The sequence below is a fragment of the Candidatus Cloacimonadota bacterium genome, assembly GCA_019429305.1.
Classification (GTDB): Bacteria; Cloacimonadota; Cloacimonadia; order Cloacimonadales; family JAJBBL01; genus JAHYIR01.
Genome location: JAHYIR010000021.1, coordinates 1 through 24399, shown reverse-complemented (window position 1 = coordinate 24399; position 24399 = coordinate 1). Strand labels below are relative to the sequence as shown.

22 protein-coding genes, 2 tRNA genes and 1 pseudogene are annotated in these 24399 nt (G+C 38.0%); 15 read left to right on the top strand and 10 right to left on the bottom strand.

What is annotated here, in order from left to right:
• Positions 1–74: 74 nt before the first annotated feature.
• Positions 75–1424: an erythromycin esterase family protein gene (locus K0B81_07760; GenBank protein MBW6516490.1), complete on the top strand. Its 1350-nt coding sequence runs from the start codon at positions 75–77 to the stop codon at positions 1422–1424.
• Here the strand turns inward: K0B81_07760 and uvrA are convergent.
• Complete coding sequence (gene uvrA, locus K0B81_07755; protein ID MBW6516489.1) at positions 1416–4268, bottom strand: excinuclease ABC subunit UvrA; 2853 nt, start codon at positions 4266–4268, stop codon at positions 1416–1418. The two genes, K0B81_07760 and uvrA, sit on opposite strands and share 9 nt — an antisense overlap.
• 151 nt (positions 4269–4419) lie before the next feature.
• Between uvrA and K0B81_07750 the strand changes: the two genes are divergently transcribed.
• Positions 4420–4989 (top strand): 4Fe-4S binding protein, encoded by a 570-nt coding sequence (locus K0B81_07750; GenBank protein ID MBW6516488.1) that lies wholly within the window; start codon positions 4420–4422, stop codon positions 4987–4989.
• 9 nt (positions 4990–4998) lie between these two features.
• On the opposite strand, the gene K0B81_07745 is transcribed toward K0B81_07750, so the two are convergent.
• Together K0B81_07745 and K0B81_07740 are read right to left on the bottom strand one after the other, a co-directional pair.
• Entirely contained in the window at positions 4999–5361 is a 363-nt protein-coding gene (locus K0B81_07745) for a response regulator (GenBank protein ID MBW6516487.1), read from the bottom strand.
• Between the two features lie 453 nt (positions 5362–5814).
• Positions 5815–6066, bottom strand: a pseudogene (locus tag K0B81_07740) (DUF3387 domain-containing protein).
• A 605-nt stretch (positions 6067–6671) separates the two neighbouring features.
• On the opposite strand from K0B81_07740, the gene K0B81_07735 reads away from it, so the two are divergent.
• Positions 6672–8333, top strand: a complete 1662-nt coding sequence (locus K0B81_07735; protein ID MBW6516486.1) for a methylmalonyl-CoA mutase family protein — start codon at positions 6672–6674, stop codon at positions 8331–8333.
• 153 nt (positions 8334–8486) lie between these two features.
• Here the strand turns inward: K0B81_07735 and K0B81_07730 are convergent.
• A tRNA-Pro gene (locus K0B81_07730) sits at positions 8487–8563 on the bottom strand.
• Positions 8564–8808: 245 nt separating this feature from the next.
• Here K0B81_07730 and K0B81_07725 point away from each other — a divergent pair.
• The 8 genes from K0B81_07725 to K0B81_07690 all read left to right on the top strand — a co-directional run bounded on the left by K0B81_07725 (position 8809) and on the right by K0B81_07690 (position 18313).
• The gene (locus K0B81_07725) at positions 8809–9795 is read left to right on the top strand and encodes a Gfo/Idh/MocA family oxidoreductase (GenBank protein ID MBW6516485.1); all 987 of its coding nucleotides are present in this window, start codon (positions 8809–8811) and stop codon (positions 9793–9795) included.
• 11 nt (positions 9796–9806) lie between these two features.
• A complete protein-coding gene (gene asnS / locus K0B81_07720; GenBank protein MBW6516484.1) occupies positions 9807–11102 on the top strand; it encodes an asparagine--tRNA ligase in 1296 nt (431 codons plus the stop codon).
• Between the two features lie 10 nt (positions 11103–11112).
• Complete coding sequence (gene rmuC, locus K0B81_07715) at positions 11113–12468, top strand: DNA recombination protein RmuC (GenBank protein ID MBW6516483.1); 1356 nt, start codon at positions 11113–11115, stop codon at positions 12466–12468.
• A 183-nt stretch (positions 12469–12651) separates the two neighbouring features.
• Positions 12652–13782, top strand: a complete 1131-nt coding sequence (hrcA, locus tag K0B81_07710; GenBank protein ID MBW6516482.1) for a heat-inducible transcriptional repressor HrcA — start codon at positions 12652–12654, stop codon at positions 13780–13782.
• The gene (locus K0B81_07705; GenBank protein MBW6516481.1) at positions 13724–14362 is read left to right on the top strand and encodes a nucleotide exchange factor GrpE; all 639 of its coding nucleotides are present in this window, start codon (positions 13724–13726) and stop codon (positions 14360–14362) included. The genes hrcA and K0B81_07705 overlap by 59 nt, the downstream gene beginning before the upstream one ends.
• Positions 14363–14391: 29 nt before the next feature.
• Entirely contained in the window at positions 14392–16335 is a 1944-nt protein-coding gene (gene dnaK, locus K0B81_07700; GenBank protein MBW6516480.1) for a molecular chaperone DnaK, read from the top strand.
• Positions 16336–16425: 90 nt separating this feature from the next.
• Positions 16426–17574: a molecular chaperone DnaJ gene (gene dnaJ / locus K0B81_07695; protein MBW6516479.1), complete on the top strand. Its 1149-nt coding sequence runs from the start codon at positions 16426–16428 to the stop codon at positions 17572–17574.
• A 1-nt stretch (position 17575) separates the two neighbouring features.
• Positions 17576–18313: a 16S rRNA (uracil(1498)-N(3))-methyltransferase gene (locus K0B81_07690; GenBank protein MBW6516478.1), complete on the top strand. Its 738-nt coding sequence runs from the start codon at positions 17576–17578 to the stop codon at positions 18311–18313.
• A 51-nt stretch (positions 18314–18364) separates the two neighbouring features.
• On the opposite strand, the gene K0B81_07685 is transcribed toward K0B81_07690, so the two are convergent.
• Positions 18365–19270: a patatin-like phospholipase family protein gene (locus K0B81_07685; protein ID MBW6516477.1), complete on the bottom strand. Its 906-nt coding sequence runs from the start codon at positions 19268–19270 to the stop codon at positions 18365–18367.
• Positions 19271–19485: 215 nt separating this feature from the next.
• Between K0B81_07685 and K0B81_07680 the strand changes: the two genes are divergently transcribed.
• The 3 genes from K0B81_07680 to K0B81_07670 are packed head-to-tail and all read left to right on the top strand — an operon-like array spanning position 19486 to position 20670.
• Positions 19486–19719 carry a glutathione S-transferase N-terminal domain-containing protein gene (locus tag K0B81_07680; GenBank protein ID MBW6516476.1) on the top strand — a complete coding sequence of 78 codons (234 nt, stop codon included), beginning with the start codon at positions 19486–19488 and terminating at the stop codon, positions 19717–19719.
• Positions 19720–19739: 20 nt separating this feature from the next.
• Positions 19740–20162 (top strand): OsmC family protein, encoded by a 423-nt coding sequence (locus K0B81_07675; protein MBW6516475.1) that lies wholly within the window; start codon positions 19740–19742, stop codon positions 20160–20162.
• 4 nt (positions 20163–20166) lie between these two features.
• A complete protein-coding gene (locus K0B81_07670; protein ID MBW6516474.1) occupies positions 20167–20670 on the top strand; it encodes a TlpA family protein disulfide reductase in 504 nt (167 codons plus the stop codon).
• A 7-nt stretch (positions 20671–20677) separates the two neighbouring features.
• Here K0B81_07670 and K0B81_07665 read toward each other — a convergent pair whose 3' ends face one another.
• From K0B81_07665 to secG, 5 genes are all read right to left on the bottom strand, one after another.
• On the bottom strand, positions 20678–21115 hold the full coding sequence (locus K0B81_07665; GenBank protein MBW6516473.1) for an arsenate reductase ArsC: 438 nt from the start codon (positions 21113–21115) through the stop codon (positions 20678–20680).
• A gap of 53 nt (positions 21116–21168) precedes the next feature.
• The gene (locus K0B81_07660) at positions 21169–21918 is read right to left on the bottom strand and encodes a tRNA threonylcarbamoyladenosine dehydratase (GenBank protein ID MBW6516472.1); all 750 of its coding nucleotides are present in this window, start codon (positions 21916–21918) and stop codon (positions 21169–21171) included.
• Positions 21915–22688 carry a TatD family hydrolase gene (locus tag K0B81_07655; protein MBW6516471.1) on the bottom strand — a complete coding sequence of 258 codons (774 nt, stop codon included), beginning with the start codon at positions 22686–22688 and terminating at the stop codon, positions 21915–21917. Before K0B81_07655 ends, K0B81_07660 begins: the two co-directional genes overlap by 4 nt.
• Positions 22689–22903: 215 nt before the next feature.
• Positions 22904–22992, bottom strand: a tRNA-Leu gene (locus tag K0B81_07650).
• 6 nt (positions 22993–22998) lie between these two features.
• Entirely contained in the window at positions 22999–23403 is a 405-nt protein-coding gene (secG, locus tag K0B81_07645; GenBank protein ID MBW6516470.1) for a preprotein translocase subunit SecG, read from the bottom strand.
• Between the two features lie 208 nt (positions 23404–23611).
• Here secG and K0B81_07640 point away from each other — a divergent pair.
• Positions 23612–24399: transglutaminase-like domain-containing protein (locus tag K0B81_07640; GenBank protein ID MBW6516469.1), on the top strand; the 788-nt coding region annotated here is incomplete at its 3' end.

Genomic DNA, 24399 nt, shown 5'->3' with positions numbered 1-24399 from the left:
GTAACGATTCATTAATCTAATTAGTTGATTGTATTAACGATCAGGATTTTACGACCCTTTTTTGTGAGTGAATTATGAAGAAAATATTATCTGCATTATTGCTATTTACTGCTCTGTTTTACTTTAACTCTCAAAGCAATCTCTTTGCTTCTACTCGGGCAGAAGGGACCGTAGAAAGTATAGTCGAATATCTTAATGAGAAGAGTATTCCTTTGATTGATGAGACTTCTCTCGATCAAATCATTACTGGCAGTGTAAATAAACGTCTGGTGTTATTGGGAGAGTCAACTCACGGTACTTCTGAATACTATCTTTGGAGAGCAAAGATAAGTCGCCGATTAATAGAAGAACAGGATTTTGATTTCATAGTTGTGGAAGGTGATTGGCCATCATTTTATCAAATAAATAGATATGTCAAAGGTTATGAACATCAAGATAAGTCATCCAGAGAGCTTCTCAGAGACCATTTTAACCGCTGGCCTCAATGGATGTGGGCAAATGAAGAGATGGTAGACTTGATAGAATGGCTCAAAGAGTTTAATAGTAACAGACCCGAAGAAGATAGGATCGGTATCTACGGGATGGATGTTTACAGCAAAGAAGAGTCTATCTCAGAAGTCAGAAATTATCTACGAAATCAGGGAAACGAAGATTATCAGGAGATAGCATCTTTATATGACTGTTTTACTCCCTACGGTTACGATGGGGGTAATTATGCCCGGGCCATCTTTAGCGGTATAGAAAACTGTTCTCAGCAAGTAACCGATGTAGTCGATTTTCTTCTCAATAATAGAGATGATTTAACTGCCGAATGCCGTGAATCTTTTTTCAATGCCAAGCAGAATGCCTATATTGTCAAAAATGCTGAAAAACATTACCGTTCTGCTATAGGGAGAGGACCGGAGAGCTGGAATTACCGTGTCTTCCACATGGAAGATACAGTTTATAGATTATTGGATCATTACGGAGAAGGTTCCAAAGGGATTGTTTGGGCACATAATACTCATATTGGTGATGCCAGAGCTACTCCGATGCATAGACAGGGAAGCTATAACATTAGTCAACTGGCTCGTGAAAAACTGGGAAGAGAAGCAGTTTATATTGTTGGGTTTGGCTGCTATCGAGGAAGAGTATTAGCCGGTTCGAGCTGGGAATCTGCAAGGCAAACAATGACCATTCCAGAAGCAAGAGACGACAGTTGGGAAGATTTATTACGAGAGGTTACTCATAACGTTTTTGTTATCTTTTTCGATGATGATGATAGATCGCATCCAGTTTTAAACAGGCATATCGATCATAGAGCTATTGGAGTAGTCTATAATCCGCGTCAGGAAGCAGGTAATTATGTTCCGACAGTATTACCTGAGCGGTATGATGCCTTTATATTTATTGAAGAGACAAATCCACTTAATCCATTAAACTGATCTTTTCTTTTGTGGCGAGACTTTAAGATAATCTTTCAGGAACTGTCCGGTATACGATTTTTTTGATCGAGCTACTTTTTCGGGTGTACCTGTAGCTACTACATAACCACCTTCGTCTCCACCTTCGGGACCTAAATCAATGATATGATCGGCACACTTGATAACATCAAGATTATGCTCAATGACGACAATAGTGTTACCCATGGCAGCCAGCCGAAAGAGGACTTTCATAAGTTTATTGATATCATCAAAATGGAGACCGGTAGTAGGTTCATCAAGGATATAGAGGGTTTTTCCTGTGCTGGTTTTGCTAAGTTCACGAGAGAGTTTGATTCTTTGTGCTTCACCGCCTGAAAGTGTAGTTGAGGGTTGTCCTAACTTCATATAATCTAATCCAACATCGATCAAGGTCTGCAGCTTTTGTTTAATGATCGGGATAGCTTCAAAGAGTTTATATGCTTCTTGGATATCCATATCGAGAACATCGGCAATATTATAGCCCTTATAACGAATATTCAATGTTTCGTTGTTGTATCTTTTACCTTTGCAGGTCTCACAAGTAACATAGATATCAGGTAGAAAATGCATTGAGATCTGTTTTACTCCGGCGCCTTCACATGCTTCACACCTGCCCCCTTTGACATTAAAGGAGAACCTTCCCTCTTTATAACCTCTTGTTTTAGCAGAGGGGAGAGAGGCAAAGAGCTTTCTTATAGGATCAAAGGTTTTTGTATAAGTAGCAGGATTAGAACGTGGAGTACGACCAATAGGTTGTTGATCTATAGCAATAACATTATCTAACTCATCGTAACCCGTTATTTCTGAACACACGCCTTCTCTCAGATTAGCACGATTAAGACGGTTTGCCAAAGCCGGATGGAGTAACTGATTGATCAAAGAACTTTTTCCTGAGCCCGAAACTCCCGTTACGCAGGTGAATATCCCTATTGGGATCTCAATATCGATATTTTTCAAATTATTCTGACGAGCACCCTTAATCAATATTGCACGGTTATCGGGAGGTATTCTCTTCTTGGGTATTGGTATAGATAACTCACCGGTGAGATATTTACCTGTCAGAGATTTTTGGTTCATCATGATCTCTTGATGATTTCCTTCAGCGATGATCTGACCACCATAAATACCGGCTCGCGGACCAAAGTCATAGATTCTGTCAGCAGCCAGCATCATATCTCGATCATGTTCGACAACGAATACAGTGTTACCAATATCTCTTAATCTTAACAACATCTCAGTAAGACGATGGTTATCTCTTTGATGTAGCCCAATACTCGGTTCGTCCAGAATATACATCACTCCTACAAGTCCGCTACCTATCTGACTGGCTAACCTAATCCTTTGAGATTCACCACCCGATAATGAGGGAGCACGACGGTCGAGTGTAAGATAATGAAGACCGACATTGAGAAGGAATGTAAGACGATTACCGATCTCCTTGAGTAGTTCTTCTGCGATCAGTTTTCTGTTGCCGTCAAGCTTGAGTTCTTCAAAGAAAGATTTCAATCCCGAAATAGTTTTATGAGATAAGGCGACGATAGTTTCTTCGCCAATATAGACCGATTGTGTCTCTTTACGCAACTTATTACCCTGACAATCTTCACACGGCTTATCAGAGATGAACTGTAGGTACCAACGTCGCATTCCTTCCGAAGAGGTTTCATGCATACGGCGTTTCATTGTGGGGATAATACCCTCGAATTTAACCATGTACTCACCGTGTCCGTGTCGGCTTTCCCAGATGGTCTTTATCCGCTTTCCCTTTGAGCCATATAGCAAGATATCTTTGATTTCCGGAGATAACTTGACCCATGGAGTTTGCAGTGAAAAGTTATAAGATTGAGCAAGATTGACCAAAATACGTAAATTCCAAGAGTGTTTTTTATCTTCTAATTTACCCCAAGGGGCGACAGCTCCTTCCATAATTGACAGTTCCGGTCTGTGAACAATCAGATCAGGATCAAATTCGAGAGTAGTACCGAGCCCATGGCAGGAAGGGCACATACCCAACGGACTGTTAAAAGAAAAATGCTGAGGAGTTAATTCAGCAAAGCTGATCCCGCAAACATTACAGGCGTTAGTTTCGGACATGATCTCCGTTTCATCTGTATCGGCATTTCTAATCTTGATATAACCATCAGCTACTCTCAGAGCAGTTTCTAATGAATCGGTCAGTCTTGTTTCGACACCCTCTTTAATAATTAGACGATCAATTACTATATCAATGTTATGTTTGCTTTTTTTGTCGAGATTGATCTCCTCAGATAATTCCCGCATCTTGCCATTTATAATGACTCTGACAAATCCTTCCTGCCTTATTTTATCCAACTCTTCTTTATGTTCACCTTTGCGGTTTTGGATAACAGGAGCTAAGATCAAGAGTTTTGTCTTATCAGGGAGAGTCATGATCTTTTCTACCATTTGATCTACTGTCTGAGATGAGATCTCTCTACCACATTGATAGCAATGCTGAATCCCGATACGAGCAAAGAGAACCCTTAAATAATCATATATTTCTGTAACTGTGCCGACAGTGGAACGGGGATTTTTACTGGCTGCTTTCTGCTCTATGGAAATAGCCGGAGAGAGACCCTCTATATAGTCAACCTTTGGTTTCTCCATCTGCTCTAAAAACTGCCGGGCATAAGCAGATAATGATTCAACATAACGTCTTTGTCCTTCAGCATAGAGTGTATCGAAAGCCAGAGATGACTTTCCTGAACCGGAAACACCGGTAAAGACTATTAGCTTGTTACGGGGAATAACAAGGTCAATATCCTTCAAATTGTGTTCTGCAGCGCCTTTGATAACAATAGTTTCTTTCATCTTATGGTCTGATTATTCTTGAATTTAACAAGGTATCCTTTTCAGCAGTTCTTCTATGTCAAGGAAAAAGCAGCAAGCAGTTTGATAAGATATTAAACATTAGCACTTGACTTATATTAGATAATCTGAGATAAAGAATTCAGTAGAGTTAATGGACAAGGAAGTATCAGCTATGGGAGAGCAAGGGAACGCTTTACATTTTGTCTGTACCCACGATGAAGCAGAAGAACTGATTAATAGTTACCATGATTTCTGGATTTCAAACTGCGGTTGCCGTGAAGAGAAAGGAAAATGTCATCAATCGAGAAAGGATGTCTGCCTTGACTTCAGTGGCACTTTTGGAGGGACTGGTAGTAATTATCATCATGTAGATCAGGATTTCGTAGATGATTTGCTGCAAGATGCTCATGATAAAAAGCTAGTAACCCGTCCTTACCGCGATTTTGAAACTAAGACAAAAACCCAGGGAATCTGCTTTTGCTGCAATGATTGTTGCAGCTATTTTTTAAAACAAGACGAGGTTTGTGATAAAGGTAAGTATATCGAAGACACCGATTATGATTGTTGTTCGGATTGTGGGCTCTGTGTTGATGTTTGCTATTTCAAAGCGAGGATGATTAATGATAAGGGAAATCTTGAAGTTGACAGGGACAAGTGTTACGGGTGTGGTTTATGTTTTCAGATTTGTCCCGTTGAGTGTATTGAGATGATTAAACGCTAATCTGAAATCTTAGCGGATAAATTGTCTGATAGTAGCTTTAAGTCTTTCCAGTTCAAAAGGTTTTATCAGGTATCCATCTGCCTTAGTTGTCATAGCGTCTTCTTGAGATTTAGTTGGTCTGTATCCTGTTATAATCAGCACTGGTGTCTTGGGAGATGTTACTTTAATATTTTTCATCACCTCTGTGCCGGAAATACCCGGAGGCATATAAAGGTCAGTTATAACAAGATCCATTCTCTGTTTTCTGAAAAGCTCGAGAGCTGTTTTGCCATCAGATGCTTCCACAACATTATAACCTAATCCGGTAAGGAATTCACTAAGTACTGATCGTACTCCTTCCTCATCGTCGACAAGAAGAATTGTTTTAGTCAAGATCACCTCTCTTTTTATTTTTGTATATTATAGTACAAGATAGATTTTTTGTCAAGACAAAAGTTAATCAGGATTCTTCAAGATGTAGTTCAAACAGCAGATTGCAAATAATGTGAGTAAAACATTTATCAAGGTTTATGCTTAAGATTAGTAGTTTCTTTGTTTATATTATAGCGGGAAGTTATTACTAAAATGCTTATCGATGTGATCGAATATAACGTCAAGATCACGGACCACATTTTTCCCGTGCAGCTCTAATAGAATAGTCATTTTTTTTGTTTTCTCTTTTTCGTAACCTATGGGTGACTAAGGATTGAAGAGGGGATATTACCTTCTTGGTTAAGAAGAAAAAAGATACAGCTAATTTTGGTAGATTAAGATAGAGTTAACTAATATCTATCAGGCTTCAAAATTAGTAGAAACAATTTGATTTTCTGATTTCTAAACAAACATCTAGTCCTGGAAGAGGACTTCTACTTGTTCAAAGACAGTTTGGATTGCTTTTTCTTGCTTATCGGGGGGGGAGGGCGTATTTTCTTAAAACTCGTTTTACTATTACTCTTATCTGAGCACGGGCATTATCACGCATAATCCAATCAAAAGATACACTTCTTCTGACTGCCTGAACAAGTTCCTGGCAATTATCTTCAAGGTTTCGTCCCCGAGAACATAAGCTGCTTCAATTAGCCGGTTCTGGTTATTTATTCATCTTTATGATAAACAAAAATAACGTGCACTAGATTTGGGAATTTTAGAGCATGTCTGGATTCAAAAAAACATGTCCATGAATTGGACAGGTACTGATAAAGTGTCCAATAAGTCCATAAAATTGGATCTGTTTTTAAGACTAAAAAATAATGAATTTTCCCAGAAAAGAGTTTTTTGTGACGCAATATATAGTAGAGACAGAATAAAATATTCATGGTGAACAAGTAAGTGTCGAGTTGTTAGGGCAAGGTACACGCATATTGCATAGAGCTAAGGGGGCTTGTGATTTTGTTTTGATCACCATTCGATACAATTTCCGTTAGTAAAACAAGAAGCATTTTGGAAATCACTCAGGATAACAAAACGATTTATTGATTATTGACAGCATTAATCCGGGAAATACTCAGGGTTACACAGGATGAGAAAACAAATGGCATGGATTTTTTACTTAGTTACTCTATTAGGCAACTAAATAGAAGTAACTGATTTAGCATGTTTCAAGAAAAACATGAGTGGATGGTATTAAACAAAGTTATTGACAAAATAGGTTTTCTGCCAGCTTTTTAACTCCGATTAATAGTAAGAGAGAAGAGGAGTCAGCAATGGGTGGTAATTACGATGATATGAAGAAAAAGTACGAAGAGATGGTTTCCAAGGCATTAGAGAGATTTCCAGAGAGATGTGAAGATTTTTATACTGCGTCTGATACACCGGTAAAGAGATTATACACACCAGAAGATACCGAAAAAATTGACTATCCCGAAGATTTGGGTTTTCCGGGGTTCTATCCTTTCACTCGTGGTGTGCAGCCGACAATGTATCGGGGTAGATTTTGGACTATGCGGCAATATGCCGGTTTTGGCACTGCTGTGGAGTCAAATCGTCGCTATAAATTTCTCTTGGAGAAGGGACAAACCGGTTTAAGTATTGCTTTTGACCTGCCGACACAGATGGGCTATGATAGTGACCATTTAATGAGTGCCGGGGAGGTTGGCAAGGTTGGTGTGGCTATTGATTCTTTAGAGGACATGGAGGTTCTCTTTGATGGCATTCCTCTCGACAAAGTCTCGACATCAATGACTATTAATGCCCCGGCAGCAGTTCTTTTGGCGATGTATATAGCAGTAGGGGAGAAGCAGGGTGTAAAGAGCGAAGACTTAAACGGAACGATCCAAAACGACATCTTGAAAGAATATATTGCCCGGGGTACTTATATCTTCCCACCACAACCTTCAATGCGGCTGATTACCGATATCTTTGCTTACTGTGCTGATAAGGTGCCTAAATGGAATACGATCTCTATTTCCGGCTATCATATCAGAGAGGCAGGTTCTACTGCTATTCAGGAAGTTGCCTTTACTCTGGCAGATGGTATAGAATATGTCAAAGCAGCTGTCAATAGCGGACTAAATATTGATCAATTTGCTCCCCGTTTATCCTTCTTTTTTAATTCACATAACGATCTGTTGGAAGAAGTTGCTAAATTCAGAGCTGCCAGATATCTCTGGTCGAAGATAATGAAAGAGAAGTTCGGAGCGAAAGATCCCAAGTCGATGATGCTCCGCTTCCATACTCAAACAGCAGGCTGTACTCTAACCGCTCAACAACCTGACAATAACATTATCAGAGTAGCTATTCAAGCATTAGCAGCAGTATTAGGTGGTACTCAATCTCTGCATACCAATTCAAAGGACGAAGCTTTGGCACTACCGAGTGAGCATTCTGTTCAGATAGCATTAAGAACACAGCAGGTGATAGCCCATGAAAGCGGGGTGACCAATACTGTCGATCCTCTTGCTGGATCTTATTATGTTGAATCCCTGACTAAAGATATCGAACAGAAAGCGGAAGAGATCATCAATAAAATTGATGAAATGGGTGGTATGATCAAGGCGATAGAGATGGGCTTTCCTCAAAAACAGATCCAAAACAGTGCCTACGATTACCAAAAGTCAATTGAAAACAAAAAACGAATAATAGTTGGTGTAAATAGTCATCGTATCGAAGAGACTCTCAAACCTGAACTGCTGAAAGTAGATCAACATATAGCTGATCAGCAGACAGAAAGACTGGCTGATCTGAAGAAGAGACGTGATAACGATCTGGTAATCGAAAGATTGGAAAAAATCAAAACTGCAGCCCACAGTAATGAGAATCTGATGCCTCATATTCTGGATGCTGTGAAAGTATATGCTACACTAGGAGAGATCTGTAATATCTTGCGGGAAGAGTTTGGAGAATACAGAGAAAACGTCGTTCTGTAAAAGTGAATGACACGAATATTAGTCCAGGAAAAAACACAAAAAAAACTCGAATAACACAAAAAAAAGTATAAACACTAAGAAAAAGAATTTAGGCGCTAAGTTTTAATTAGTGCCGATTTGTGGAAGTATTTGTGTATATTTATGAAGAAAAAATGGTCGGGATGACTAGATTTGAACTAGCGACCTTTCGGTCCCGAACCGAACGCGCTACCAAGCTGCGCTACATCCCGACGCAGACTCAGCAAAAAAAAAATCACTAATCTTGTCAATAACTCTTGATTGGACGTTTATCTACTATCGTTCTCATTTATCATGAGACATTATTGTTGAGGATTTGTTTCGATGTATCTCTGCTTGACAAGGGAAGTGAAGAATATTTATTGAAACGATGATATAAATGATTTAAGAAGCAGAATTTGAAAGGAAATCATAAAAATTTGTGTCATAACTTGAAATACTATTTAGGGAGTTGACTATGGTAAAGGTAGGAGTTATTGGTGTAGGTCATTTAGGACAGCATCATGCCAGAATTTTCAGAGAGATAGCTAACTGTCAATTAGTTGGTATCTATGATCAGAATGTAGCAAGAGCAGCAGAAATTTCTGAGCGATATAGTGTTAAAGCTTATCCTTCTTATGAGTCATTGTTAGATGATATTGAGGCAATCGATATTGCTGTAACAACGACTCATCATTACCGATTAGCCAAGATAGCATTACAAAAAGGGAAACATCTCTTTATAGAGAAACCGATTACCTCTAATTTTGAAGAGGCGGAGGAATTGGTAAACCTAGCAAAGGAGACAAACCTGAAAATTCAGGTCGGGCATATTGAGAGATTCAATCCTATTGTATTGAAAATAGCCGATGAGATTAATGATCCGATGTTTATCGAATCACATCGCCTGGCTCCCTTCACACCTCGTGGTAGCGATGTTTCAGTAGTACTAGATTTGATGATACATGATATTGATCTGATCCTTAGCTTTGTAAACAGTAATCTGCGTGATATTCGAGCTAGTGGGGTATGTATCCTAACACCTAATATCGATATTGCCAATGCTCGTCTGGAATTTGATAATGGAGCAATTGCCAATGTTACAGCGAGTAGAGTCTCTCTGAAAAGAGAACGGAAGATTCGCTTCTTTCAAAAAAATGCCTATCTCTCGCTGGATTTTCAGAATAAGAAGGTGACTGTTCTGAAAAAGTCGAAGGATCTGCAAAAGATCTTACCGGAAATATTACTGGGGAATAGGCCATTAAATACCGACGAATTAGTAGATTTACGGGAGATTGATGCTTCTGATATCACCAAAGATGCTCTCACTTTAGAATTGGAGTCTTTTGTTGAGGCAATAGCTAATGATAAAAAGCCGGCGGTTGACGGAGAAGCAGGTATGAAGGCGTTGAAAATTGCTTTGAGTATAATGGACAAGATTCAGATCAGAGAAATGAAGGAGTAATTACGGAGAATATGAAAACAGTTCTTATAAAGGATATAAAAAATCATCTCGGAGAAGAGATTAGCATACGTGGTTGGGTCAGAAACATCCGATCATCAGGGAAATTACAGTTTATTATCATCCGAGACGGCTCGGCTGAGATTCAGTGTGTGGCTTTCTTACCTGATCTAGGTGAAGAAAAATTTGCTCTGGCTGCCAAACTTACTCTGGAGTCATCTCTCAAGGTATGCGGAATACCGAAAGAGCATCCTAAACAGAAGGATGTCTATGAATTGGCGATAACGGATATCAAGATCGTCCAGATCACTGAAGATTATCCAATATCTAAAAAAGAACATGGACCGGATTTTTTATTATCAAATAGACATCTTTGGTTAAGGTCTTCACGCCAATGGGCTCTGATGCGGCTCAGACACAGCATCTACTTTGCAATCTGTGAATATCTGAATCAAAACGGATTTTACCGCTTTGATTCTCCAATCTTAACACCCAATGCCTGTGAAGGTACTACAACACTCTTTCAAGTTCCCTATTTCGATGAAGGTTATGCTTATTTGTCTCAATCTGGTCAGCTTTATTTGGAAACGGGTATTACCAGTCTCGGCAGGGTATATGATTTTGGTCCGGTCTTTCGGGCTGAGAAATCAAAAACCAGAAAGCATTTAACCGAATTCTGGATGATGGATGCCGAAGCTGCCTTTGTAGAGCATGAAGAAAATATGCAGATCCAAGAGGAGTTGATCAGATTTGTTATCAGAAGTGTTATAGAAACCAACTTAACCGATTTGGAATTGCTCGGTAGGGATGTTGAAAGATTAAAAAAAGCCGATGCTCCATTTAGGAGAATGACTCATCAAGAGGCAATTGAGTTCGTGAATAAACGAGGAGCCAAATTGGGCGATAAGGATGATTTTGGTGCACAGGAAGAGGTAATGCTGACTGAAAATTCTGATGTGCCTTTATTTGTCGAAAGATGGCCTAAAGAGACCAAGGCGTTCTATATGAAGAGAGATCCGCAAGATGCTAATATTGTGTTAGGAAATGATCTGTTGGCACCAGAAGGATTCGGAGAGATTATAGGTGGTTCACAAAGAGAAGATGATTATGAGATCCTGAAGGGGCGCATGGTAGATGAAAAGATGCCTTTGGAACCTTATCAATGGTATCTGGATCTTCGTTTGTACGGCTCGGTGCCTCACAGTGGATTTGGGATTGGATTAGAGCGCTTTATTGGTTGGATATCGGGAGTAACTCATATCAGAGAGGTTATTCCTTTCCCGCGAATGATCTATCGTATCTATCCATAAGAGAATGATGATGAATATCTATTTCTTGATCGCCATATTAGTTTTACAACTTCTATCACTCCTGATTATATTGATGCTTTTTTTTAGAAAAGAAAAGCAAGATCTGTCTGAAATATCCTATAAACTTAGCAGTTTTGAATCACAGCTGGAAAAAACATATAATCTGCTTAGAGAAGAGTTGGGTCGCAATCGAGAAGAATTCAGCAATAGTGCTCGTCATCTTAGAGAAGAGACTAACAACTCAATAAAGTTGTTTCAAGAGACATTTATTTCCAGAATGAATGATGTCTTAACCAGTCAAAAGTCACAAATGAATGAGTTTTCGGAAAAACTAGATAAAACCGGCAAGACGATAGAAGACCGGCTGGAAAAGATGAGAGCAACAATTGAAGTACAGCTTAAAAGTTTGCAGGAAGAAAACAGTAAAAAACTCGATGAAATGCGAAATGTGGTAGATGAAAAACTACAAAGTACCCTGGAAAAGAGGTTGGGTGAATCGTTCAAACAAGTTAGCGAAAGACTGGAACAGGTACATCAGGGTCTGGGTGATATGAAAAATCTTGCTGCTGGTGTCGGGGATCTGAAAAAAGTGCTCTCTAATGTCAAAACAAGGGGCATATTGGGTGAATATCAATTGGAAAACCTTTTAGAACAGCTTTTTAGCCCCGAACAGTACGAAAAAGAGGTCAGGATTGTTGAAGGAAGTAGTAATCGTGTAGATTTTGCTATTAAATTACCCGGACGAGAAGATAGCAATCAATGTGTCTATCTCCCTGTTGATGCCAAATTTCCTCTCGATGATTTTTATATGCTGCAAGATGCTTATGAATTAGGGAATGTTGATTTGATTGATGAGAAGAGAAAGGCATTAGGTCAAAAGATTAAATCTTTTGCCAAAGATATCAGTGAGAAGTATATTCATCCTCCGCAAACTACAGATTTTGCTATTCTTTTTCTCCCCTCCGAAGGTGTGTTTGCTGAAATTCTGGGGAAAACAGATCTATTCGATGTAATTCTACGTGAATACAGGGTATTAATATCAGGTCCGACAACATTAGCTGCTTTTCTTAACAGCTTACAAATGGGTTTTAGAACCTTGGCTATCCAGAAGCGTTCCAGTGAAGTATGGCAACTTCTCGGTTCAGTAAAGAGAGAGTTTAGTAAATTTGGTGATATCCTCAAAAAGGCACAAAGAAATATTAATACTGCCGGACAGGATCTGGAAACTCTTATCGGGACAAGAACCCGCGCCATAGAACGAAAGCTTCGTGATGTACAGGAATTACCAACAAATGTGGTAGAAGAAATCTCGACAGAGTCTCTGGAAGAAGAAGAGGAAATAGAAGATAATAAAGAAGATATTTAATTAGTTCTAACTTTAACAGTTAACTTCAGTTAACTAAGTTTTTTAGGATAGCTTTCAGGAATATTTTTTCATAACACCTACATTATTAGCACTCTCAATTTTAGTTTGACAATTTTCCTCTCCAATATTATTTTGTCTATAGATTAGCAATCAATAAACAAGAGTGCTAAGTTGAGGACTGATATGAAAAAGAATGAAATACGCGAACTGAAAGCTCTGACTCATTTAATAGAAGAGTATATTGAGAGTAATGAGCCGGTATCTTCGCGGTTGTTGTGTGAGAAGTATCTTCCGGAGGTAAGTCCTGCAACAATCAGGATAGACTTACATAAGTTAGAGCAGAAGAGATTCATCTTTCAACCTCATACATCAGCTGGAAGAATACCGACCTTAGCCGGTTATCGCTATTACATTAATGGATTAGATAAAAAATTGGCTAAGTTACCTTATGACAAAGAAGATTTACTTCGTCGTGTATTGATCTCCAATTATCGGGATACAGTAAGTGCTTTGCACTACATAATGCAGATCTTGGCCAAAGAGACTGATCAATTGAGTTTCATAGCTGAACCGGAAATAGCTTATGGTGTCTTAGAGAACTTAGAGGTCTTTAAGATAGGGAGCAATAAATTACTGTTTGTCGTGAGTCTCGATTCGGGAGTAGATAAAACAGTTATCATTAATTGCGGATATGAAATATCCGAACAGCAGTTAAAAGCTTTGGTGAGATATGTTAATGAAAGCTTATCGGGTTTACGGATTCATGACATTCAACACAAATATATAGAAGAGATGGCAGATAAAATGGGAGAGGTTAATTTCATATTCAGCCGTTTCTTACAGGAATTTCAAAGAGCTTTAACTGAGATGAGTAGTTATTATATACATTTCGAGGCAAGCATTTCGTTTCTAAATCAACCTGAGTTCAATACAAAAGAGGAAATTCTCAGCTTTCTGGGGTTAACTCAAAGGCAGGACTTATTGGTCAATATGATGCATCGCAAGATCGGTGATAAGCCATTTGAGGTCTTATTAGGTGAAGATTTGGGACGGAAAGAATGGTTTAATTACGTTATTGTTTTTTCTCGTTATGAACTATTCGGTATTCCGGGTTACCTTGGTATCATAGCACCGGTTAGGATGAATTATCAGAAGAATATTCCTATTATCCGAGATATGGCAAAGATCATCACTGAGGTTACGAAAAAGGGTATGATAGTACCGAAATTTAATGAATTTCACAAGGAGAAAATTTATGAGCAGAAAGAAAAAAGAAATACCCGTAAACCAAGAAGCACTAAAAGCAAGAAGTGAAAAAAATGAGATAGAAAGTGCTGCAGAATTCGCTGAAGAAACAGAAGATAAATCAGAAGGGAGAATAAAGGAGTTGGAAAGTAAGATTATAGATTTGGAAAAAGAGAAAAATGATGCAAATGATAAGTATCTCCGAACCTTAGCAGAATTCGAGAATTTCAGAAGACGTTCTGCTCAAGAACGTATCAATTGGATAAAAAATGCCAATGAGTCGCTCATACTTAAGATGTGTGACGTCTTAGATGATTTTGAACGAGCATTTGAGAATCATCCTTTATTAGAGAACTCAGATAATCTCTATCAAGGAATAGGAGCGATCTATCGCAAATTACTGTCAGTAATGAAGTCTGAAGGGGTAGCTAAGATAGAAACGGATGATATGGAGTTTGATCCTATGTATCACGATGCTGTAACCTATACCCCTTCAGATTTAGAGAAGGACAGGATAGTTTCGGTCATACAGAATGGTTATATAATGAATAATAAGGTAATACGACCTGCAAAGGTTGTTCTCTCTTCAGGTGAGTTAGTGCCGGAAAGTATAACTGATCCTCAAAGCGAAAATAATCAAGAAGAATAAAAATTAGGATAAGATAATAAGGAGGAATTATGGGAAAAATAATCGGAATTGATCTAGGGACTACCAATTCCTGTGTTAGTGTAATGGAAGGTGGTAAGCCTGTAGTCATAGAAAATGCTGAAGGAACAAGAACTACACCATCAGTAGTTGCATTTACCAAAGATGGACAAAGACTGGTAGGGCAGTTGGCTAAACGACAAGCAATAACCAACCCCAAAAATACAGTTTATTCAATTAAACGTTTTATGGGACGTAAACTTGATGAAGTTAGCGAAGAGAAGAAAACAGTTAGTTATGATATTCGCTCAGATAAGAATGGTGAAGTGGTAATTCATGTGGATTCGGAAAACAAAGATTATACACCTCAACAGATATCAGCAATGATATTGCAGAAGATGAAAGAGACTGCTGAATCACATTTGGGTGAAAAGGTAACAGAAGCAGTGATCACCGTACCTGCCTATTTTAATGATGCCCAACGTCAGGCAACAAAAGATGCGGGTGTAATCGCCGGTTTGGAAGTAAAGAGGATCATCAATGAACCTACTGCAGCAGCTCTTGCTTATGGGTTGCAGAACAAGAAAGAGGAGAAAGTTGCTGTGTATGATCTTGGTGGCGGTACATTTGATATCTCTATCCTTGATGTTGCTGAAGGCGTAGTTGAAGTGCTATCAACTAATGGAGATACCCATTTAGGTGGTGATGATTTTGACCAAAGGGTAATGAAATGGATCTTAAGTGAATTCAAGAAACAGGAAGGGATTGATCTGACTAAAGACCCGATGGCAATGCAACGTATCCGAGAAGCATCAGAGAAAGCTAAGATAGAACTATCCGGAACACAGAGTACAGATATTAATCTGCCCTATATAACTGCAGATGCTAATGGACCTAAACACCTCAATTTGACTCTGTCCCGTTCTGAATTCAACAGAATGATAACTGATCTGATTGAACGATCGATAGAACCATGTAAATTGGCTCTTAAAGATGCAAAACTTTCAGCTTCCGATATTGACGAGATTCTATTAGTTGGTGGAAGTACTAGAGTGCCGGCAGTTTATGAAGCAGTAGAAAAGTTCTTTGGTAAGAAACCGAACAAAAATGTTAATCCTGACGAAGTAGTTGCAGTAGGAGCTGGAATTCAGGGTGGTATCCTTTCCGGTGATGAAGACTTGAAAGATATTCTGTTACTGGATGTTACACCGCTATCACTCGGTATCGAAACACTTGGTGGTGTAATGACCAGTCTTATTGATAGAAACACAACAATTCCAACGAAGAAGAGTCAAATATTCTCAACTGCAGCCGATAATCAAACAGCTGTTTCTATTCATGTTCTACAGGGCGAAAGGCCAATGGCAAATGACAATAGAACTTTAGGTAGATTCGATCTAATTGGCATTCCGGCAGCACCAAGAGGTCTTCCTCAAATAGAAGTTACTTTTGATATTGATGCCAATGGTATCTTGCATGTCAGTGCTAAAGATAAAGGAACCGGTAAAGAGCAGTCAATCCGTATCGAAAGAACAGGATCACTCAGTCAAGATGAGATAGATAAGATGGTCAAAGAAGCCGAAGCTCATGCAGAAGATGATAAACAACGTAAGGAAACAATTCAGGCAAAGAATGAATTAGATACATTAATCTTTTCATCTGAAAAGAGTCTTAATGACTATGGCGATAAACTTGAGGAAGCAGATAAGCAGAGCATCGAAGAAGCCATAAAAGAGGCAAAAGAGGTCTATGAAAAGGGTACAACCAAAGAAGAGTTTGAAAAAACCAAAGATGATTTAGCAAAAAAAGCTCAGAAACTCGGTGAGATAGTCTATCAACATATGCAACAGCAACAAGCACAAGCTCAAGGACAACCAGGCAGCGAATCTATGCATCAAGAAGAACCTGCTCAAGAAGCGAGTGAAGATAAAGGACCAGTAGATGCAGACTATGAAGTAGTTGATGATGACAAATAAATAACCTGGAATTTATACAGCACCTGATTTGATTATGATATATGATTTAACATCAATCAGGTGCTGTCTGTTGAGGAGGATAAGTAACTAATGGCAAAACGAGATTATTACGAAGTATTGGGAGTGGATAAGAACGCTGAGCCCTCGGAAATTAAGAAAGCATATCGTAAGTTGGCAATGAAGTATCATCCAGATAAAAATAAGGATGATAAAGGGGCAGAAGAAAAGTTCAAAGAGGCATCAGAAGCTTATGAAGTTCTTAGTGATTCAGAAAAAAGAAAGACTTATGATCAATATGGTCATGCAGGTTTAGAGGGAATGTTCAGCAATGGTGGATTTACTTGGCGTGATTTTACCCATGCTTCGGAATTCTCGGATATCTTTGGAGACGGGTTTAGCAGTATTTTTGATATTTTCTTTGGTAATGGTTTCAGCAGATCGTCGAGACGAGAAAGAGTTTCCCAAGGTGAGGATCTGAAGATATCTATGTCTCTTAGTTTAAAAGAGATAGCTAGTGGAGTAGAAAAGAATATCAAACTCAATACCATGGATAACTGTGAAACCTGTAACGGAACAGGTTCTGCTGATGGAGAAACTGCAACCTGTAATCAATGTCATGGATCTGGACAGGTCAGACAAATGCAGAGGTCACTGTTCGGGAATATGACAACAATTGTTACTTGTCCGTCCTGTAAAGGTGAAGGCAAAATAATTAAAAACCGCTGTAATAAATGTCAAGGTGAGGGGAGAGTATCAAAGGTTAAAAATGTGAAGATCAACATCCCGGCTGGTATTTCAGAAGGTCAGCATCTTCGCATGAGAGGTTATGGAAACAAAGGGAAAAGAGGTGGTCCTAATGGAGATCTGATTGTTCTCATTCATGAGAAAGAGGACGATACTTTCGAAAGAAGGGGAGAACACCTTTTCTTAGGTTATCCTATCACATTTTCACAAGCAGCATTAGGGGCTGAAATACTTGTACCTACTCTAACCGGCAAAATCAAAATGAAGGTTCCTGCAGGGACCCAGACCGGTGAGATTTTTCGTTTAAAAGGACAAGGATTGACAATCCTCAACCGCAACTCAAAGGGTGATCTCTTTGTTCGGGTTGTGATTCAAACACCTACTAAACTGAGCAGAGCAGAGAAAGAATTATTAGAAAAATTGGCGGCTTATGATAAGGATAAGAAATTAGTGCCCGGTAAGAAGATCATAGACAAAATCAGAGATTGGATCTAATATGCCCTGTTTTTATACTCCGCAACTTGTTCTCGGAATGAAGAATTTAACTATAGAGGGAGAAGAGTATCACCATATTGTTAATGTTTTTCGCAAAAAGCAAGAAGATCAAATTTTATTAACCAACGGTAGAGGGTTGCTAACAACAGCTTTGATTGATACTATCGAAAAAAAAAGTTTATTAGTTAAAACAATTTCAAGTCAACAAAAAGAAAAGAGTAAACCAACTATAGCTGTCGGTTTTTCATTACTAAGGAACAAAAATGATCATTTTGTGATTGAGAAACTGACAGAATTGGGAGTCAGTGAGTTTTATCCGTTTATGAGTCAGTATTCTGGAAGAACAGCAAGTGAAAATACAAGAGAAAAATTCAATAAGACAGCTATTGCTGCGATTAAACAATGCGATAATCCATTTCTCCCTATTATAAAAGAGGTTGAAGGTTTAGAGAAGACTATAGAATTGCTACTATCTGATGGTTGTATGGTGCTGGCAGCACAAGAAAGGGAAACGAGTAACATACTTAATGACTGTTTCAATGATTCATTCCCGGAAAAGATTGCCCTTATTTTCGGACCTGAAGGGGGATTTTCAGATGAAGAATTGGAACTTTTTAAAGCAATGAATGTAAATAGCTTCACAATATGTAGCCATATATTAAGAGCAGAAACTGCTGCTATTGCAGGCGTTTCTCAATTGCTCTTAACAATCAAAAAAAAGTATCCAGAGTATTTTTAACTCATCTAACAATAGATTTTTTTACTGAATTTTGACACCTTAATAGTAGGCTTACTGTGACAGTCTCCTCACCATTTTTCTGAATTCTTCATAATTATCGTGGAGTCTCTTCATAAATTTATTCTGAGAGAAGTGCTCACTATCCGCTAAATATTTAGAAACGACTTTTTCAGCAGCAGCTTTACCAACTTCGAAGAACTTTTCTGCCTCTTTCAAATCCCAAAAATCAAGGTCTTCATCATAGGCAGATATATAAATATCCGGTTTGGTTTTGAAGATGGCATCTAAGACGGTAGCACTTTGACTATAAAAATTTGTTTGAAAGAAGATATCAAGAACTTTGGGTATTTCTTCATCATCCTTGCTTTGCTCAAATTCAAATACTTCATATTTTGCTGGTGCAGGGGGTAGAACACTACAGGCAACAGTTAGTCCTTTGTCGAAGAAATAATTGGCAAATTTTATTGGTAGTGGGTGTTCGATAAAACCATCTACAAGAAGATATTTACCATATTGAAATGGTTGGAAAATGAATGGAAGAGAAGAACTGGCACGGAGTGCTTTAGCTAAAGAGCCCTTATCAAATAAAATGCTCCTTTTACTTCTCAAATCAAAAGCAACTGCAGCGAAAGGAATCTTACAGTGCTCAATGTTACAGTCCCGTGTTTTCTCCTCAAAGAACTCGAGAATTCCTTTCCCATCAATGACACCACTCGTCTTAAATTTAGGTTTAAAGATAGAGATCAATTTCACGATATTAAAAGATTCGGGAATTCCTAACATCTCCTCAGGAGTATAACCATAAGCATATAGGCCACCAACTATGGCACCCATACTTGTTCCGATGATAGATTTTATATGGAAATGTTTTTCTAATACTGATAAAATGCCAATATGAGCTAATCCTCTTGCGGAACCACCACTTAAGACAAGATTGATTTCTTTTTTGTTCTCCATTTGTTACTCCATCTTTATAACAACTCTACAAACATTCTATTGAGTGTTAGTTACTTGTCAATATTTAGAAAAATTAATCAGCATATTAAGTATTGAATTTATCAAGTAATCGCCTATAGAATCGAGAATATCGCTAATATGAAGGAAATAGTTTGTTAAGAACTATTTAACCGATATATTATTATGAAGAGTTATAGTGCAAGGTGGTGATCTATATGAAAAAGGTTTTAATATACTGTACTCAAGGTTGTCCTTGGTGTATTAAGGTCATGGAGTATTTGAAGAGTAAAAATATTCCCTTTCAGGCAATTGATGTGTCTAAGGATAAAAAAGAAGCAGACATAATGTTCAAACGATCCGGACAACTAACAGTTCCTCAGATTTGGATTGACAGTAAATTGATAGTTGGTTTCGATAAAAACAAAATCAATAAGGAATTAGCACTCTAGTTCTTATTTTAGAGGTGTAGATGAAGAAGACAAGACTAATTTGGGAAGATGGACTCAGTTTTGCTGTCGAACAGGATAGCCAGAAATTTCATGTTGATGGCGATCCGGAGCATGGTGGAAAAGAGAAGGGACCACGACCAAAAACTCTTTTACTTACTGCTTTAGCGGGATGTTCAGGGATGGATGCTGTATCAATACTACAGAAAATGCGTATTCCGGAGTTCAAGTTAATAATTGATGTAGAAGGTGAAACAGTAACAGAACATCCTACTGTTTTTAAGGATATTAGTTTACTGTTTAGATTCGAAGGAAATGATCTACCGATTGATAAGTTAAAAAGAGCAGTTGAACTGGGAACAGAAAAATACTGTCCAGTTTATGCGATGTTAATAAAATCTGTACCGATAGAGACAAGAGTTTATTTAAACGGAAAGGAGGTTTGATAAGATGAGAAAATTGTCATTAGTAGTAATTATCCTAATGTTAGGAATAAGTTTTATTACCTGCGCTGAAACTAAAGCAGTTCAAGTAACCGATTTCACATTAAATGATTTAGATGGTAACCCTGTGACTATAAGTGAGCTTGATGGTTTGATCATTTTGGATTTTTGGGCTACTTGGTGTCCACCATGTAAGGTAGAAATTCCGTATTTACAGAGTTTTTACGAAGAATTTGGTGACCAGGGTTTATTCGTAGTTGGAATTAGCTCCGAAGAACCTGCAATACAAAAGAAATTTGTTGAGGACATGAAAAAAGAAGGGGTAGAGATGACTTATATTCTTTTAGTCGATGGCGATGGTGCTGTTACCCGTGAATATGGAATTAGAAGTATCCCTACAACAATATTTGTTAAATCGGATTTGACTCAGATAGAACGCGAAGTTGGTTTCCGTCCAGAATATGCTGCAAAATTCAGAGAAATAATCGAGAAGAATCTGCCCAAGAGATAACTATAGTTTAAGAGCTATTACTGTTTTCTCTAATCCAAGCTTTGATTCTTTGAAGGATTTGATCTCTAACTTCTCTAGTCTTTTTGAGTATATCTTCTTTATTCCCAGAGAAGTTAGAAGGATCTGGAAAGCTCCAGTGTAATCTTTGAACGGGACCGGGGAAAATAGGGCATCTTTCACTATTACCTTCGTCACAAACAGTAATAACAAAACTGAATAGTTCACTGCGACGGAAATAATCTAAAACGCTTTTAGTTTTGTTTCTACTGATATCATAATCTATTTCCTTCATAACTTCAACAACATAAGGATTCAAAGTGCCGGGTTCAAGTCCGGCACTTTCTGCCTCATATTCATCTTTTCCGAGGTCATTAAGAAAGGTTTCAGCCATTTGACTTCTAGCGGAATTATGTACACATATAAATAGAACTCTTTTTTTTTTCATCTCATTTACTTTTACTGACTTATTGTTAAAGTTTTATAAATAACAAAGAACTATTACTCATATAAGGAGTAATTCCATACCAGATTTCTTAATACATATGATACAGCCCAACCGGCAATTATTGCTGGCAGATATGAAGTAGAACCCAATTTGACTCTTTCTCTGCCACGCTTTAAAGAAGACAACTCTTCAACTTCAGTCTTTACTTCATACAGTATTAGTGGTTCTTCTGATGAATAGACAACAGGAATACCTCTGTCTATTCCTCTTTTATTAAGGTATTTTTTAACTCTTTTTGCCAAGGGGCATCCCTGGACATCATTAATATCTGCAAGATTAATTTTTGTTGGATCTACACGATTTGCTGCCCCCATACAAGAGATGATGCTTTGTTTATTATTGTAAGCAAATTCTAATAAACCCGACTTAGGTCCTAAAGAGTCTATAGCATCAATAATAAAATCAGCATCTTTGAGAACATTAACCCGATTTGTTGAGTCGCAGAAATCATTATAGGCGATAATCTTGGCTAATGGATTGATATCTTCAAGCCTTGCTTTTAGTGCCTCACATTTATATTGACCGATAGTGCTAATTAAAGCTGGGATTTGCCGGTTAATGTTTGAAGAGTTAATTCTATCAAAATCAATTATAATGAGAGTCCCAACACCGCTACGAGCTAACATTTCAGCAGCAAAAGATCCAACACCACCGAGCCCGACAATAGCAACAACAGATTTTTGAAGCTTTCTCATGCCCTTCTCTCCAAAGAGAAGAGCGGTTCTATTGAAGGCCGAGTTCAGGAACTTATCTTTCTGAAAGTGCTCCATTGTTTATCCATAAGATCTTCTTTATAGTATTCGCAGAGGTCAGAAATGCTGTCTATTAAGAAAGAGAGACCAGTCAAATAGTTAGCACTTTCAGGGGATTTCTGAAATGGAGAATCGGTTTCGAAAACTACTAGTCCACGTCTAATGATCCTTCTTATAACTGAATAAGCATCTTTGTTTTGAAGAATTTTATAACCCAGAGAGAAACCAATATCTAACCTACTGAGCATTTCAACTAGCTCTAAAGAACCGTTAAATCCGTGAATGAATCCTCTTATAGTTGGAAAATCATTTTTAAGGGTTTGATAGAGTTCATTATACCGATGTACTACATGAAAAACTACTGGAAGATCATATTTAACAGCTAACTCTAATTGCTGGTAGAGAATATTTTTTTGGTAGTTATGATTGTTCTTTCTGTTATCATAACCAACCTCACCGATACCCCAAAGTTTTTTATTTCGACACTGCTCAACAAGATAATCAAAGTCCTTGATATTGCTTTTATCGTAGAATGGGTGAATACCAGCAACCAGTTTGATCTCCGGATGAATATTATCAAGATGCCAGTCAATTTCATTTCTATTGAGAGCAGTGGATAAAAAGAGTTTTATATCATACTCATAAGCTTGATCTATTTCATCATCAAATGTCTCGGTTAATGGCTCATTACAGAGATGACAATGTCCGTCTATCCAACAATCATTTATCTCTCCTAGATTATTTCCATTAAACTTATTCATTATAGTTCTCCAACACTTATGAGTTTCATTAAATTGGATATATAGAGTCTCGCAGCCGTTTAGATGTCAATATGTTTTTATCTTATAGAGTAGTGTCTGGGAGCATAAAAGACATATAAATCTTTACTAAAGAGTTAGACGATATTTGTTGTTAAATTAATGAGATGAATAGTGAATAAAAAAAGCCATTGTTTATTAACAATGGCTCAATTATATGGTGCAGAAAGCGGGATTTGAACCCGCACACCCAGTTTTGGGCACAAGATCCTTAGTCTTGCGTGTCTGCCAATTCCACCATTTCTGCGATAGGTTATTCAGTAGGTGCCGGAACAGTTTCCGGTGCTGGCTGTGCTTGAGTAGTACCTTCTTCCGGAGCTACAGGGGGTAAATGCCCTTCTTCAGGTGTACCGTAGTCAGTAGCGGGTGGTACATGAGCAGGTGCCTCCTCTTGTATTTGCTGCAGAGCTCTTCCTCTTCTTTGGCTAGTCATAGCTCCTACATTCATAGCTAAAACTAAGGATGATATTACCCAAACAGCACCTAAAATTTTGGTCCATTTACTTAAAAATGCAGAAGCACCATGTGCTCCCAACATTGTACTGGCTGTTCCTCCGACTAATCCGTCCAGAGCACCGCCTTTACTCGATTGAGCAAGAATAATCATTACTAATGCAACCGAGATTATCACATGAATAATCAGTAAAAATATATACATTAAAGTCACTCCTGTGTATGCTAATATTCAATGATACAAACCACGAAATCTGGTTCTTGTGTCAATCATTTTTTTAAATTTCAGTTTCTTAGAACGTTTTATGAGCTAAGTTAATCGATAACTATTAAGAATCTTTCTGATAATTTTCTTGTCATTAATGTTAGCTGGAATAGAAAGGTGATTAGAGAAAGCCATGTAGGAGAAGGTTATGCAGAGATTATTGATTATTTCTATGATTTTGATTCTATTCGCTGTTTTATTAAGCGGGCAGATAACTTCAGATGTTGAAGATCATTATCAGATACTACGAGGAAAAGCTGTAGAGAATTTAGGAACGTTACCGATCGAGAAGGGGAATGAGCTTTTTGAATTATTAAATGAGTTTCCTGATGTTATCATGGCTTTTTTTCTGGCGTATGAAGAGAGTTCAAAACTCCTATTAGCAAATCCGCAAGATTTGGTCTCCCATCATTACAGAGTAAGGCAGCTCTGGGAGGAGTATAAAGATAAGTATTCGTTACCCTTTTTCTTATCTTATATAGCAAAAATTACTGTAACGGATGAGCGTATCACTCCTTATCGTGATCTCTTTGAAGAATATGGTTTATATCAACTGAAACAGCATTATCCCAACAAACGGGATTTAGTAATAGAATTAAATCTTTGGACAAGACGATTCATGACTTTCAAGCCAACTTCCGGACGTGATATGGCACCTTATGACATCTTGAAACGATCGAATATTGGCAGATGTGAAGAGATGCAAATTTTTTTCATTTCAGCAGCCAGATCAGTTGGCATCCCTGCCAGACCGGCAATGACTCCTTTATGGGCACATACCGATAATAATCATGCCTGGGTAGAAGTTTTTGTCGATGGTAAATGGAGCTACTTGGGGGCAGTAGAACCGGCATACGAAATAGACTATGCTTGGTTTTCAGCCAGTGCAGCAAAAGCAATAATGATTATGGCAACTGCTGCATTCCCTGCTGAAAA